Source organism: Aeromonas sp. 602396, from assembly GCF_049173735.1.
Classification (GTDB): Bacteria; Pseudomonadota; Gammaproteobacteria; order Enterobacterales; family Aeromonadaceae; genus Aeromonas; species Aeromonas veronii_A.
Map to the genome: position 1 here is coordinate 134552 of NZ_JAAKSD010000005.1, position 14337 is coordinate 148888.

Sequence of the window (14337 nt, forward strand, 5' to 3'; positions counted from 1 at the left end):
AACCAATGGAAAATCGTTTCTTGCTGCTCAATACAACGAAAAAACCGAAAGCAAAATAGAACATACCTGCTATAAGCAGGTTTTTCCTCGTCTCTGGCTACCGTCTTATTAATCAATAAAATGAATTTTCAATTATTTAACTGCATAAAAAAGGCGCCCTGAGGCGCCTTGCTATCAGATGGCGACGGGCGCCTTGATGCCGGGGTGGGGATCATAACCCTCGATCTCGAAATCCTCGAACTTGTAATCGAAGATGGAGTCGGGTTTGCGCTTGATCACCAGGGTCGGCAGCGGACGCGGCTCGCGGGAGAGCTGCAGAGCTGTCTGCTCCATGTGGTTGGAGTAGAGGTGCACATCACCGCCAGTCCAGACAAAGTCACCCACTTCCAGATTGCACTGCTGGGCCATCATGTGGGTCAGCAGGGCGTAGCTGGCAATATTGAACGGCAGGCCGAGGAACACATCGCAACTGCGCTGGTAGAGCTGGCAGGAGAGCTTGCCGTCCGCCACATAGAACTGGAAGAAGGCGTGGCAGGGAGCCAGCGCCATCTTGTCCAGCTCGCCCACGTTCCAGGCGGAGACGATGATGCGGCGCGAATCCGGGTTGTGCTTGATGTCATCCACCGCCTTCTGGATCTGGTCGATGACAGACCCGTCGGCCGCAGGCCAGGAGCGCCACTGCGCGCCGTAAACCGGCCCCAGATCGCCATTCTCGTCGGCCCACTCATCCCAGATGCTGACGCCATTTTCCTTCAGATAGGCGGTATTGGTATCGCCATTGAGGAACCAGAGCAGCTCGTGAATGATGGAGCGCAGGTGGCACTTCTTGGTGGTCACCAGCGGGAAACCTTCCGCCAGATTGAAGCGCATCTGATGGCCGAACAGGGAGACAGTTCCGGTGCCGGTACGGTCAGACTTGACGGTGCCCTCATCGAGGATTTTCTGCATCAGGTCCAGATAAGCTCGCATTATTTCGCCTCCTTCACGGCATTACCGAACAACTGCGGACGCTTGTAGGCGGCCCAGATCATCAGGGCACCGGCGATAATCATCGGGGTGGAGAGGATCTGGCCCATGCTGATCTCCTGGAAGTAGAGACCAAGCTGGCTGTCCGGCTGGCGCACAAACTCCACCAGGAAGCGGAACAGGCCGTAGAACAACAGGAACATGCCGGAGATGGCACCACGGGGCGGATTCTTGCGCCAGAACAGGTTGAGGATGATGAACAGCACCACCCCTTCCAGTGCGAACTGGTAAAGCTGGGAGGGATGACGCGGCTCGGGGCCGGCCTCCGGGAAGATGATGGCCCAGGGCACATCGGTGACCCGGCCCCACAGCTCGCCGTTGAGGAAGTTGCCGATCCGGCCGACGCCGAGACCAAACGGAATGAGCGGTGCCACAAAGTCGGCCACGGTGAAGAAGTGGCGCTTGGTCTTGTGGGCAAACCAGATCATCGCGGTGATTACCCCGATCAGACCACCGTGGAACGACATACCGCCGGTCCAGATCTTGAACAGGTAGGTGGGATCCGCGAGGAAGAGATCGAAGTTGTAGAACAGCACGTAACCGACACGGCCACCGAGGATCACCCCGAGGAAACCGTAGAACAGCAGATCCGACACCTCGTTGCGGGTCCAGCCGCTGTTCGGCGCATCGGCGCGACGGCCGGCAAGCCACATGGCAAACGCGAAACCGAACAGGTACATGAGACCATACCAGCGTACCGATAGTGGTCCCAAACTGAATGCTACGGGATCAATCTGCGAGAAAACCCAATATCCATCGTGCTGCATATGCGGCCCCAGTCAAAATAAAAGCCGCATTTTCCGATCATTCGTCAGCAGGGACAAGGCATGATTATCAATCACTCTGTTTCGATTTATGACCGGCTCGCAGCAAACCGCCCAAACCATGCTCCTCCAGATAGCGGGCAAACAGGCCGCGCAGTACGTGGGGGTTGTCATGTTTGAGGCCATCGGCCATCAGTTCGGTCAACTCGCTCAGGGTGGATTGACGCAGCACGTACTTGATCCGGGCGATGTTGTGGGTATTCATACTGAAGCGGCGATAACCCATGGCCAGCAGCAGCAATACACCGACCGGATCACCGGCCAGCTCGCCACACACCGACACCGGCTTCTGGTAGCGATGGGAAGCATCAACCAGCTGTTGCAGGGCGCGGATCACCGCAGGATGGAAGGCATCGTAGATGTTGGCAACGCGGGAGTTGTTGCGATCCACCGCCAGCAGGTACTGGGTAAGGTCGTTACTGCCCACAGACCAGAAGTCGATGAGCGGCGCCATCTCCGGCAAAATAAAGAGGGCTGAGGGCACCTCGATCATCACCCCGAGGCTGGGATAGCGGATCACCGCATCGCGACTCGCCGCCTCTTCCGACACCTCTCGCCACGCCTGATCCAGCAGACGACGGGAGGCCTTGATTTCGCTGACGCTGCTGATCATCGGCAGCATGATGGCCAGATTGTCCAGCCCTTCACTGGCCCGCAGCATCGCCTTGAGCTGCACCAGAAACAGTTCGGGGTGATCCAGGGTGATCCGGATCCCCCGCCAGCCAAGGAAGGGGTTTTCCTCGACGATGGGGAAATAGGGTAACGGCTTGTCGCCGCCCACATCCAGCGTCCGCATGCAGACCGGCCGGTTGCGGTAGGTCTCCAGAATGCCGCGATAGCGGGCAGTCTGTTCCCACTCGGAGGGGAAGCTCTCCTGCAGCATGAAGGGGATCTCGGTGCGATAGAGACCCACCCCGTCCGCCAGCTGGTTGAGGGAGATCTCGGTATCGGCACTGAGGCCGGCGTTGAGCAACAGGGAGACCTTGGTGCCATCGGCCGTCTCGGATGGCAGGTTATCGACGCTGCGCACCAGGGTATCGAGCGCCCGCTCTTCGCTCAGCAGCTGACGATACTCGGTCAGGATCACCTGATTGGGCTCGATGAAGAGATCGCCGCTGTAGCCATCGACGACCAGCATGCGACCACCGATGTCACCAAGAGGCAGATCGACCCCCATGATGGCGGCCACCCCCATGGCGCGGGCCAGAATGGCCGCATGGGAGTTGGTTCCCCCCTTGAGCGAGACTACCCCAGTCAGATACTCGCGGGGCACTTCCGCCAAAATGGTGGCGGTCACCTCGTCAGCAACCAGCACTACCGGCTCACCGATGGAGATATGTTCCGGTTCATTCTGCACCAGTCGGCTGATCAACCGCTGGGCAATATCCTTCACGTCGGTGGAGCGCTCCTGCAGGTAGGGATCCTTCATCCCCTTGAATTGCTCGATCAAGCGATCGCTGATCAGCTTGACCGCAGATACCGCAGTCCAGTGCTCCTTGCTCACCTTGTTGCGGATCGGCTTGATATAACCGGGATCGTTCAGCAGATGGAGGTAGATATCGAAGATCGCCACCGAATCCTGGCTGTAGCTCTCGCGAAAACGCAGCGCCAGACTCTCCAAGTCGTGACGCACCTCCTCCACGGCCAGCTCCAGCCGCGCCAGCTGGCTGGCATGGTCTTCATCCTTGCGCGGGGTAATGGACGAGAGCGCCTTGCGGGGCCGCCACACCCAGGCCTTGGCCATGGCGATGCCGCTGGCACCCGCAATACCACGCAGTGGCTTGCTCCAGTCGGTCTTCTGCAACCACCCCTTGGCCTGCGCCTGGGCAATCCGCGCCGCCAGCTGGGCCGCCAGGGTGACCATGAAGGACTCTTCCCCCTCATCGAAGCGGCGACTCTCTTTCTGCTGCACCACCAGAATGCCGACCACCTGACGCTGATGCATGATGGGAGCGCCGAGGAAGGAGCGGAACGCCTCTTCGGCAACATCGGGCAGGAATTTGAAACTGGGGTGCGCGGGGGCATCAGCCAGGTTGATCAGCTCTTCCCGCTGACCCACCAGACCAACGATACCCTGCTCGTAGGGCAGGGTCACCTTGCCGACAGCGGACGGTGCCAAGCCGTCGGTAGCCGCCAGGCGATAGCGGCGCACCTCGGGTTCCGAGACATACACGGAGCAGCAGTCCACTGCCATGGCGTGCCGGGTCTGGCTCACCAATGCCTGCAAGGCCTGCTCGAGGGTATTGGCCTCGGCCATGCTCTCGACGATACGTCTCAGTTCCGTTAACAACTAATCTGTGCTCCTTAACGGGCGCGGTTGCGCCGCCCATCCTTCTTGTTGACCTGCACTGCCGGCACTGGCATCGCCAGCGGGGCAAACTCTTTCATGACCCGGCGGTAAACCTCCCGCTTGAACGAGACGACCTGACGCACCGGATACCAGAAGCTGACCCAACGCCAGTCGTCAAATTCGGGATGGCCATGACAGCCGAACTGGATCCTCGACTCCTTGCCCGAATTCAGCTGTAACAGGAACCATTTTTGTTTTTGGCCAATACAGACCGGTGAACTGTCCCAGCGGACAAGACGTTTGGGTAAACGGTACTTTAGCCAGTTACGACTGGTGGCCATGATGGTCACATCTTCGGGCTTGAGGCCAATCTCCTCATACAGCTCTCGATACATGGCCTGCTCTGGCGTTTCACCATCATCAACCCCCCCCTGCGGAAACTGCCAGGAGTGCTGCCCATAGCGTTTAGCCCACAACACTTGTCCTTCACGGTTACAGATCACGATACCGACATTGGGACGAAATCCGTCGCCATCAATCACGTGATCACCTTATAAAGGCTGAATCTATAAGGAGATTGTTCCACATTCACTCCGTGGCAGCAAACAAGGAGTGAATCCCCTGTTTCATGAATAACTTTCAATTTCAAACATACTTATAAACAAATCCAAGGATCCGCGCCCCCAAGTTGCCCACCCAGGCTGTGCATAAAGCTGTTAGCAAACGGGTATATACAGTACTTTTTAACTGTACGCGAAAAGTAACTCTTCGTATTACCACGCGACATTAAATATAAAAAATCATTATTTTTTATGAACTTGAGATAAAATAACTGGATCTAGATCCATGTTACCCCAAGAGCCTGATCCATGATCCGGATTGTGAACAAGTTCAACTGCTCAAAGATCCACCGCGGCGAAATTATCCACAGGAGTGGCACAATATCTACCCCATTTACCCTGTAAAAATGGGGTGGCATTCACAATTTTTTGTAACATATCAGCGACTCCAACCACTTTCATCCACTTATCCAAGATTTCTGTGGATAACTGTGTGTAACATCATGCACAAACCCTTGGACAACTATTTAGAGGTCAAACCAGACCAGGATCACTACTCGATAAAATAGACAAAATCCTTTAAAATCATGATGATGAGATGATAGCCCCCAAACTCTCTGCATTTGATCTTATCCACTCAGGATCGGTTATAAAAACAGCGATCCTTCTCGGGATCCTCCCCTGTTAGAATATGGCGAGCAAGATGGAGCCAACTATGCCAAGCAATCCCCAATCCGAGCAGGAGTTATTGAGCCGCGCCTATGCCATGGCCGGATTCACCCTGGCGCAGCTGGCCGCCGAGGCTGGTGTCGCGGTGCCCAAAGACCTGCGCCGTGACAAGGGGTGGGTCGGTCAGTTGATCGAGCTGCAACTGGGAGCCAGCGCAGGGAGCAAGCCGGAGCAGGACTTCCCGGAGCTGGGGATCGAACTCAAGACGATCCCCGTGGATCCTCAGGGCAAACCGCTGGAGACCACCTTCGTCTGCGTCGCCCCGCTGATCGGTGTCAGCGGCCAGCGCTGGGAGGAGTCCAACGTGCGCAACAAGCTATCCCGGGTGCTCTGGATCCCGGTGGAAGGCAATCGGGAGATCCCGGTTGGCGAGCGGCGGGTCGGCATGCCGCTGATGTGGAGCCCGAATGAAGAGGAAGATCGGCTACTGCGTCAGGACTGGGAGGAGCTGATGGACATGATAGTGCTGGGAGAAGTGGAGCAGATCAGCGCGCGCCACGGCCAGGTGATGCAACTGCGGCCCAAGGCGGCCAACAACAAGGCGCTGACTCGCGCCATCGGCCGCGATGGTCAACCCATCATGACCCTGCCCCGCGGCTTCTATCTCAAGATCGACTTCACCCACAGTCTACTGCAACGCTATTTTGCCTTGCCGACTTGATCTGCCTTATCAACATCTTTGTCATATGGTGGTATAAAAATAGACAGGAGCCATTTTTAACTCACAGACAAGGAGGCGTCATGCCACTTACCAAGCAGTTTCTCAAGTCCAAACCCGAGGTCAAGGTGACCTTCGCCGTAGAGAAGGAGGCCGCAGCAGGGGCAGAACAGGTGATGCTGATCGGCGAGTTCACCCAGTGGCAACCGGTCGAGCTGAAACGCATGAAGAGCGGTGAGTTCAAGGCCACCCTCAATCTGCCGACCGACGGGCCGGAGAGTTTCGAGTATTGCTACCAGTTCATCACTCCTGAGGGAGAGACCCTCTACGAGAATGACTGGCAAGCCGATGCCTACGTACCCAGCCCCTACGGCCGCGACAACTCGGTGGTACGAGTCAGCCAGTAAGCAGTGACCGAATTCCGGATACAAAAAAGGCTCGCCATTGGCGAGCCTTTTCACTACCTGTCGAGCTTTTAGCCGACATACCGACACCAATTCGAATCGAATTAGTTGAGCTTCTCTTTGATACGAGCAGCTTTACCGGACAGGTTGCGCAGGTAGTACAGTTTGGCACGGCGAACATCACCACGACGCTTCAGTTCTACACTGTGGATCAGCGGAGAGTGAGTCTGGAATACACGCTCAACACCTTCGCCGTTGGAGATCTTGCGAACGGTGAAAGCAGAGTGCAGACCGCGGTTACGCTTGGCAATAACGATGCCTTCGAAAGCCTGCAGACGCTCTTTACCACCTTCTTTAACACGAACTTGAACACGTACGGTGTCGCCCTGGGCAAAAGCCGGGATGTCGGTACGCATTTGCTCTTGTTCAAGCTGCTGAATAATCTTGCTCATTGTCTTTCCTTACCTAGGATAAACTGAAAACTCTACTTAACGCTGTCACGCACTTCGCGGACATACTCGGCAAGAAGTGATTCTTGCTCGTCAGTCAGAGCTAGGTTGTTAATAAGTTCCGGCCTTCTTTGCCAGGTTCGTCCGAGAGATTGCTTGAGACGCCAGCGCCGAATCACTTCGTGATTGCCGCTTGTCAGCGCCTCGGGCACCGCCAATCCATCCAACACCTCCGGCCGAGTGTAGTGGGGATGATCCAGCAAGCCATCCGTAAAGGAGTCCTGCTCAGCACTGGCCTGATCACCCAAGACTCCTGGAACCAGACGCGAAACCGCATCGATCAGGGTCATGGCAGGCAACTCGCCACCACTTAACACGTAATCCCCGATAGACCACTCTTCGTCGACTTCGGTTTGTATCACGCGTTCATCGATACCTTCGTATCGACCGGCTACCAGAATCAGTTTCTGATTCGTCGCCAACTCGGTTACGCCAGCTTGAGTCAGCTTGCGTCCCTGAGGGGAGAGATAGATGACTTTCGCCCCGTCTCCCGCCGCTTGCTTGGCTGCATGAATCGCGTCACGCAGCGGCTGAACCATCATTAACATGCCGGGCCCACCACCATAAGGACGATCATCGACCGTACGGTGTTTGTCGTGGGTAAAGTCCCGGGGGTTCCAGCACTCAATCTGCAGCAGGCCACTCTTGACGGCCCGACCCGTTACCCCGTGCTCGGTAATGGCTCGGAACATTTCAGGGAAGAGGCTAATCACCCCAATCCACATAAGAAACCTCCGGCACCCGTGTTAGCGCGGGAAACTAGAAACCAGGATCCCAATCAACTTCGATTGTTCGAGCAGTCAGATCAATGTTCTTGATCACCTGCTCTTCCAGGAACGGAATCAACCGCTCCTTTGCACCAAAGGCATCTTTTACATTGGCCTCAACCACCAACACATCGTTGGAGCCGGTTTCCATCAATTCGGTCACCTTGCCCAGGTCGTATCCCTTGGTGGTCACCACGGAGCAACCAATCAGGTCACGCCAGTAGAACTCACCTTCAGGCAACGCAGGCAACAGATCGGCGGGTACGCCAATCTCGACATTGGTCAATGCCAGGGCATCTTCGCGCACATCGATACCATCGAGTTTGCAGATCAGACCCTTGTTGTGACGTTTCCAGGATGAAACCCGAATTTCACGCCACGCCCCGTTCTGATTAATCAGCCAGGGGTTGTAATCGAAAATCGCTTCGGCAACATCGGTGAAGGAGTTCACTTTAAGCCAGCCCTTGATGCCGTAAACGGTCCCCAGGGTGCCCAGAACTACAGGTTTTTCCACCTTAACTCCTTACCGTTTGGCTGATTAAGCAGCTTTGGCAGCGTCTTTGATCAGCTTGGCAACGCGCTCAGAAACAGCGGCACCAGTAGCAACCCAATGCTCGATACGAGCCAGGTCCAGGTTCAGCTTTTCAGCCTGACCAGAAGCAACCGGGTTGAAGAAACCAACGCGCTCGATGAAACGACCGTCGCGGGCGTTACGGCTGTCAGCAACTACTACCTGGTAGAACGGACGCTTTTTCGCGCCACCACGTTGTAAACGAATGGTTACCATATCGTCCTCATTAACATCTAATGAACAAGGCCCGCAAACACGCGGACCCTAGCTTAAAATAAGCCGCATAATTCTACTTGGATTCGTAATAATTGCAACCAAGCCAGCCATTTTTTGCGCAGGGCTGCAATGAAAAGGGCCTGCAACTCGCAGACCCTCGCTCAATACCTAACTCCGGATAATCAGAACGGGCCGCGACCGCCACCAAATCCCGGTGGCAGCATGTTCTTCATCTGGCTCATCATTTTGCGCATGCCGCCCTTGCCGGACATCTTCTTCATCATACGCTGCATCTCGGTGAACTGCTTGAGCAGCTTGTTCACGTCCTGCACCTGCATGCCGGAACCTGCAGCGATGCGACGCTTGCGAGAGCCCTTGATGAGGTCGGGATGGGCACGCTCTTTCGGCGTCATGGAGCTGATGATGGCCTCCATCCGCACGGTGAGTTTGTCATCCATCTGATCCTTGATGTTGTCCGGCAGGCCGGACATGCCCGGCAGCTTGTCGAGCATGCCCATCATGCCGCCCATGTTGCGCATCTGGGCCAACTGCTCGCGGAAGTCCTCGAGATCGAAGCCTTTACCGCTCTTGACCTTGCTGGCCAGCTTGGCCGCTTTCTCTTTATCGACGTTACGCTCCACCTCTTCGATCAGAGAGAGCACATCGCCCATGCCGAGGATGCGAGAGGCGAGGCGATCAGGGTGGAACGGCTCCAGCGCATCGGTCTTCTCGCCCATACCGATGAACTTGACCGGTTTACCGGTGATGTGGCGCACCGACAGGGCGGCACCACCGCGGGCATCGCCGTCCGCCTTGGTAAGGATGACACCGGTGAGCGGCAGCGCTTCGTTGAACGCCTTGGCGGTGTTGGCGGCATCCTGACCGGTCATGGCATCCACCACGAACAGGGTCTCGACCGGCTTGATGGTGGCATGCAGATCCTGGATCTCGGCCATCATTTCGCTATCAACATGCAGACGGCCGGCGGTATCGACGATCACCACGTCATAGAATTTCTTGCGCGCCTGATCGATAGCGGCAGTCGCGATGGCAACCGGCTTCTGGCTTGCATCGCTCGGGAAGAAGTCGACGCCGATGTCACCCGCCAGGGTCTCCAGCTGTTTGATCGCCGCAGGGCGATAGACGTCGGCACTGACCACCAACACCTTCTTCTTGTTGCGCTCTTTGAGCAGTTTGGCCAGTTTGCCGACCGTGGTGGTCTTACCGGCCCCCTGCAAACCGGCCATCAGGATAATGGCGGGCGGCTGGGCAGCCAGATTGAGCTGTTCATTGGCCTCCCCCATCACGGTGACCAGCTCGCCGTGCACTATCTTGATGAATGCCTGACCCGGGCTCAGGGATTTGGCCACTTCCTGCCCGACGGCACGCTCCTTGACGCGCGCCACGAAATCACGCACGACCGGCAGGGCGACGTCCGCCTCAAGCAGCGCCATGCGGACTTCGCGCAGGGTCTCTTTGATGTTCTCTTCGGTCAGCCGACCACGGCCACTGACATTGCGCAAGGTGCGCGAGAGTCTTTCAGTCAAATTCTCAAACATGACGCATTCCGGTTCTTGGCGTAATAAATAGGGGGCATTATAACCCAGAGCAGCCGCGAGGACGATTATTCACCGCACCGTCGCTCATCTATGCTTCGTCCCTATATATGGGCGGATCGGCCATTGCACAACTGGCGAGCACATCTTGTGCAAGGTATACTGCTCCTCTTATATCCCTAAATGCTTGTGTAACAACGACCTGGTTATGATCGTGATCTCTGTTCTGGCCCTGGCGTTTTATCTGCTGGCCATCATCGCCTCACTGCACCTGCTGCTCAATGCCAAACAAGTCGGGTACACCCCCCTGTTCGCTTGCGTGGGACTGGCACTGGTAGCCCATGGTGCATCTGTTGCCAGCGAAGTAATGGTGACCCATTCCGGTCAAAACCTGAGCATGCTCAACGTCGCCTCGCTGGTGAGCCTGATCATCAGTTGCTTCATGACCTGCGTCACCCGTCGCTTCAACGGCTGGATCCTGCTGCCGGTAGTCTATAGCTTCTCGGCCCTGTTGCTGGCTGCCAGCGCCTTGATCCCGGGTCGCTACATCACCCATCTGGAGGCCCATCCCCAGCTGTTGCTGCACATCGGCCTAGCCCTGATGGCCTATGCGGTATTGATGATCGCCTGCCTGTTTGCGTTGCAGCTTGCCTGTCTGGACAAGCAGCTTAAATCTCGAAAAATCAGCAACCTGCCAGCCATGCCGCCACTGATGACGGTGGAGAAGCGGCTGTTCCAGCTCATCTCGGCGGGTCTGTTCCTGCTGACACTCTCCATTGCCTCCGGCCTGTTCTTCCTCGAAGACATGTTCGCCCAGGGCAAATCACACAAGGCGGTACTCTCCATTCTGGCCTGGTGTGTCTATGTGCTGCTGTTGTGGGGCCATCACACCTATGGTTGGCGCGGCCGTAAAGTCATCACTCTCAGTCTGATCGGCAGCTTCATCCTGACTCTTGCCTATTTTGGCAGTCGCTTCGTCAAAGAAGTGCTGTTGAGCTGACACCTATACTCTTTTAGCCATACCATCCAACAGGAGCCCTTTTTGGACAGCATCTCAACGAGTACATTACTGATTGTTCTCGTTATCTTGATCCTTCTTTCCGCCTTTTTCTCCAGTGCCGAAACCGGCCTGATGTCCATCAACCGCTACAAACTTCGGCATCTGGCACAGACCAAACACAAAGCCGCACGTCGCGTCGAGCAACTGCTCGCCCGCCCCGATCGCCTGCTGGGACTGATCCTGATCGGCAATAATCTGGTCAATATCCTCGCCTCCGCCATCGCCACCATCGTCTGTATCCGGCTGTTTGGTGATCTCGGGGTCGCCATCGCCACCTTCGGGCTGACCCTGGTGGTACTGGTATTCGGTGAAGTGACCCCCAAGACCCTGGCCGCCATGTTTCCGGAGAAGATCGCCTATCCCGCCTCCTGGATCCTCAAGGGGCTGATGGTGCCGCTCTCACCGCTGGTCTGGCTGATCAACGGCATCACCAGCGGCCTGCTCAAGATGCTGAAGATCAATCCCAACAAGGATGACTCCCTCAACACCGAGGAGCTGCGCACCATAGTCAATGAGGCGGGTAACCTGATCCCCCAGCGTCATCAGGAGATGCTGTTGAGCATTCTGGATCTCGACAAGATGCTGGTCGAGGACATCATGGTGCCACGCAGCGATATCTACGCCATCGACATCAACGATGACTGGAAGAGCATCCAGCGCCAGCTGGCCCACTGCGCTCACACCAAGATCCTGCTCTATCGCGACAATATCGACGACGTTGTCGGCTTTTTGCACGCGCGCGATGCCCTGCGACTGGTAGCCAGGGATCAGTTCAACAAATCGAGCCTGTTGCGGGAAGTGGACGAGATCTACTTCATTCCGGAAGGAACGCCGCTCAACGTGCAACTGGCCAAATTCCAACGCAACAAGGAGCGAATTGGCCTGATCGTCGACGAATACGGCGATATTCAGGGGCTAATCACTCTGGACGACATTCTGGAAGAGATCGTGGGCGACTTTACCACCTCCATGACGCCAGCGCCGAGCGACGAGATCCATCCCCAGTCAGATGGTTCTTATCTGGTCGAAGGCTCAGCCAATATTCGTGAGCTGAACAAGGAGATGAACTGGCATCTGCCCATCGATGGCCCGCGTACCCTCAACGGCCTGATCCTCGAATATCTGGAGGAGATCCCCCAGCCCAACATCGGGATCCGGCTGGCCGGTTATCCTATCGAGATCCTCGATGTGGAGAACAACATGGTCAAGATGGCGCGGATTATGCCGGCATCGTACCGGGCGGAATCGGATTCGCAAGATTGAAAAAGGGCTGCCAGTGGCAGCCCTTTTCTATTGCTCATAGTCATTGCTCATCTTCATCATCCGGCTCCAGCACCAGCGTCGGGATCAACTCGCCGAAGACCCGTTGCAGCTCGTCACGGTTGGCCAGCAGGTCTTGCAGCGTATAGCTGTCCATCACCGCCAGAAACGCATCCATCGCCTCTTTCAGCGCACTCTTGAGCAGACAGACAGAGACGATGTGGCAAGCGGGCGAGCCGCAGTCAATGCCGTCCAGATTGCCTTCCAGCGCCCTTATCACCTGCCCGATATTGATGGTAGCGGGATCGCAAGCCATGCGAATACCGCCATTCTTGCCCCGCTGGGATTGCAGATAGCCCAGCTTCACCAGCTGATTGACCACCTTCACCATGTGGTTGCGGGAAACACCATACAGGGCTGATACCTTGGCAACGCTCGACAACTCCCCTTCCGGCAGGGTGGCAAGATAGAGCAGGGCTCTCAATCCGAAATCTGTATAACTGGTTAGTCTCATAAAACCTGATTAGCGCGATGCGAAAAGTGGAGTATTGATTCAAATCAAATAAACATCTAGGATGCCACTTATTAAATGACATTTTATATGTTCAATTAGAACGAGGCCCCTATGCTAGATCAAACCACCGTTGCCGTCATCAAAAGCACCATTCCGCTGCTCGAATCGGCAGGTCCTGCCCTCACCCAGCACTTCTACCAACGGATGTTCAGCCATAACCCGGAGCTGAAAGATATCTTCAACCTGGCCCACCAACGCAGTGGCGGCCAGCCGCTGGCCCTGTTCAATGCAGTCGCCGCGTATGCAAAGAATATCGACAATCTGGGAGCGCTCGCCGGTGCGGTCGAGCGGATTGCGCACAAACATACCGGATTCCTGATCCAGCCAGAACAATATCACATTGTAGGTAGTCATCTCTTGGCCACGCTCAAAGAATTGGGCGGAAGTGCGGTCACCGACGAGGTGCTGGAGGCATGGGGCAAGGCGTATGGCGTGCTGGCAGACATCTTCATCGGCCGCGAGCGGGAGATCTATCAGGAGAAGGCAAGTCAGGATGGCGGCTGGCAAGGTACCCGCACCTTCATCATCAAGGAGAAGCGAGCCGAGAGCGACCTCATCACCTCCTTCCTGCTGGCACCGGAAGATGGCAAGCCGGTACTGACCTTCAAACCGGGCCAATACCTCAGCATCAAGCTGGTTCACCCCGAGCTGGAATATCAGGAGATCCGCCAGTACTCCCTCTCCGATGCCCCCAACGGGCAGGATTACCGCATCAGCGTCAAGCGTGAGCCGCAGGGTCAGGTCTCCAACCTGCTGCACGATCACCTGCAGGCGGGTGACAAGATCGAGGTGATGCCTCCTACCGGCGATTTCTACCTGAAAGCCGACAGCCAGACCCCGGTGGTACTGCTCTCAGCCGGTGTCGGCGTGACGCCGATGATGAGCATGCTCAACCAGCTGCTGGAAAGTGCTCATCAGGCCGAGATCACCTGGCTGCACGCCTGCGAACAGGGCGCTGTACACGCCTTCCGGGAGGATATTCAGCAAAAATCCCGCCAGCATCCCAACTTGCTGAGCCGGGTCTGGTATCGGGAGCCGGAGGCCAGCGATGTACAGGGTGAAGATTATGACCTGGCCGGCACCATGGATCTGACTGCCGTGAAAGAGCGCATCACGCCGCAGGCCCACTACTACTTCTGTGGCCCTGTCGGCTTCATGCAAGAGATCAAGCGGCAGCTGCTGGCGGCTGGGGTGTCAGCCGGGCAGCTCCATTACGAAGTTTTTGGCCCCCACCAAGATCTCTAAGGCGCAGGCAGCCATATAACAGAGGGAGGTTCCGGCTTGTCATGGCACGGCGGCTGGAACCGGACCCACAGGTGCAGATCTGTGGGTC

General features: G+C 56.5%; 15 protein-coding genes. 5 read left to right on the forward strand and 10 right to left on the reverse strand.

From position 1 onward, the window contains the following. Positions 1 to 174 precede the first annotated feature (174 nt). The 4 genes from thyA to rppH all read right to left on the reverse strand — a co-directional run bounded on the left by thyA (position 175) and on the right by rppH (position 4682). The gene (gene thyA / locus G5229_RS08735; RefSeq protein WP_005340427.1) at positions 175 to 969 is read right to left on the reverse strand and encodes a thymidylate synthase; all 795 of its coding nucleotides are present in this window, start codon (positions 967 to 969) and stop codon (positions 175 to 177) included. Beyond that, complete coding sequence (gene lgt, locus G5229_RS08740) at positions 969 to 1793, reverse strand: prolipoprotein diacylglyceryl transferase (protein ID WP_031227775.1); 825 nt, start codon at positions 1791 to 1793, stop codon at positions 969 to 971. The genes thyA and lgt overlap by 1 nt, the downstream gene beginning before the upstream one ends. A gap of 67 nt (positions 1794 to 1860) precedes the next feature. After that, the gene (ptsP, locus tag G5229_RS08745; RefSeq protein ID WP_005340422.1) at positions 1861 to 4140 is read right to left on the reverse strand and encodes a phosphoenolpyruvate--protein phosphotransferase; all 2280 of its coding nucleotides are present in this window, start codon (positions 4138 to 4140) and stop codon (positions 1861 to 1863) included. Between the two features lie 14 nt (positions 4141 to 4154). Next, positions 4155 to 4682, reverse strand: coding sequence for an RNA pyrophosphohydrolase (gene rppH / locus G5229_RS08750; RefSeq protein WP_005340421.1), 528 nt, complete (start codon positions 4680 to 4682; stop codon positions 4155 to 4157). A gap of 733 nt (positions 4683 to 5415) precedes the next feature. Between rppH and mutH the strand changes: the two genes are divergently transcribed. After that, positions 5416 to 6090, forward strand: a complete 675-nt coding sequence (gene mutH, locus G5229_RS08755) for a DNA mismatch repair endonuclease MutH (protein ID WP_042053335.1) — start codon at positions 5416 to 5418, stop codon at positions 6088 to 6090. An 80-nt stretch (positions 6091 to 6170) separates the two neighbouring features. Then, a complete protein-coding gene (locus tag G5229_RS08760) occupies positions 6171 to 6494 on the forward strand; it encodes an isoamylase early set domain-containing protein (RefSeq protein ID WP_227341903.1) in 324 nt (107 codons plus the stop codon). Between the two features lie 101 nt (positions 6495 to 6595). Here G5229_RS08760 and rplS read toward each other — a convergent pair whose 3' ends face one another. From rplS to ffh, 5 genes are all read right to left on the reverse strand, one after another. Then, entirely contained in the window at positions 6596 to 6943 is a 348-nt protein-coding gene (gene rplS, locus G5229_RS08765; RefSeq protein WP_005308701.1) for a 50S ribosomal protein L19, read from the reverse strand. Between the two features lie 32 nt (positions 6944 to 6975). Beyond that, positions 6976 to 7725, reverse strand: coding sequence for a tRNA (guanosine(37)-N1)-methyltransferase TrmD (trmD, locus tag G5229_RS08770; protein WP_005308699.1), 750 nt, complete (start codon positions 7723 to 7725; stop codon positions 6976 to 6978). A gap of 34 nt (positions 7726 to 7759) precedes the next feature. Beyond that, the gene (gene rimM / locus G5229_RS08775) at positions 7760 to 8281 is read right to left on the reverse strand and encodes a ribosome maturation factor RimM (RefSeq protein ID WP_005340394.1); all 522 of its coding nucleotides are present in this window, start codon (positions 8279 to 8281) and stop codon (positions 7760 to 7762) included. A gap of 24 nt (positions 8282 to 8305) precedes the next feature. After that, complete coding sequence (rpsP, locus tag G5229_RS08780; protein ID WP_216952849.1) at positions 8306 to 8554, reverse strand: 30S ribosomal protein S16; 249 nt, start codon at positions 8552 to 8554, stop codon at positions 8306 to 8308. Between the two features lie 182 nt (positions 8555 to 8736). Continuing rightward, entirely contained in the window at positions 8737 to 10113 is a 1377-nt protein-coding gene (ffh, locus tag G5229_RS08785) for a signal recognition particle protein (protein WP_005341384.1), read from the reverse strand. A gap of 205 nt (positions 10114 to 10318) precedes the next feature. Here ffh and G5229_RS08790 point away from each other — a divergent pair, with 205 nt between their 5' ends. Both G5229_RS08790 and G5229_RS08795 read left to right on the forward strand, forming a co-directional pair. Next, positions 10319 to 11110: a cytochrome C assembly family protein gene (locus tag G5229_RS08790; protein ID WP_227341902.1), complete on the forward strand. Its 792-nt coding sequence runs from the start codon at positions 10319 to 10321 to the stop codon at positions 11108 to 11110. Between the two features lie 42 nt (positions 11111 to 11152). Beyond that, a complete protein-coding gene (locus tag G5229_RS08795; RefSeq protein WP_005348906.1) occupies positions 11153 to 12433 on the forward strand; it encodes an HlyC/CorC family transporter in 1281 nt (426 codons plus the stop codon). Between the two features lie 40 nt (positions 12434 to 12473). Here G5229_RS08795 and G5229_RS08800 read toward each other — a convergent pair whose 3' ends face one another. Then, entirely contained in the window at positions 12474 to 12944 is a 471-nt protein-coding gene (locus G5229_RS08800; protein ID WP_005340388.1) for an Rrf2 family transcriptional regulator, read from the reverse strand. Between the two features lie 111 nt (positions 12945 to 13055). Here G5229_RS08800 and hmpA point away from each other — a divergent pair, with 111 nt between their 5' ends. Beyond that, positions 13056 to 14249 carry an NO-inducible flavohemoprotein gene (hmpA, locus tag G5229_RS08805; protein WP_201990764.1) on the forward strand — a complete coding sequence of 398 codons (1194 nt, stop codon included), beginning with the start codon at positions 13056 to 13058 and terminating at the stop codon, positions 14247 to 14249. Positions 14250 to 14337 lie beyond the last annotated feature (88 nt).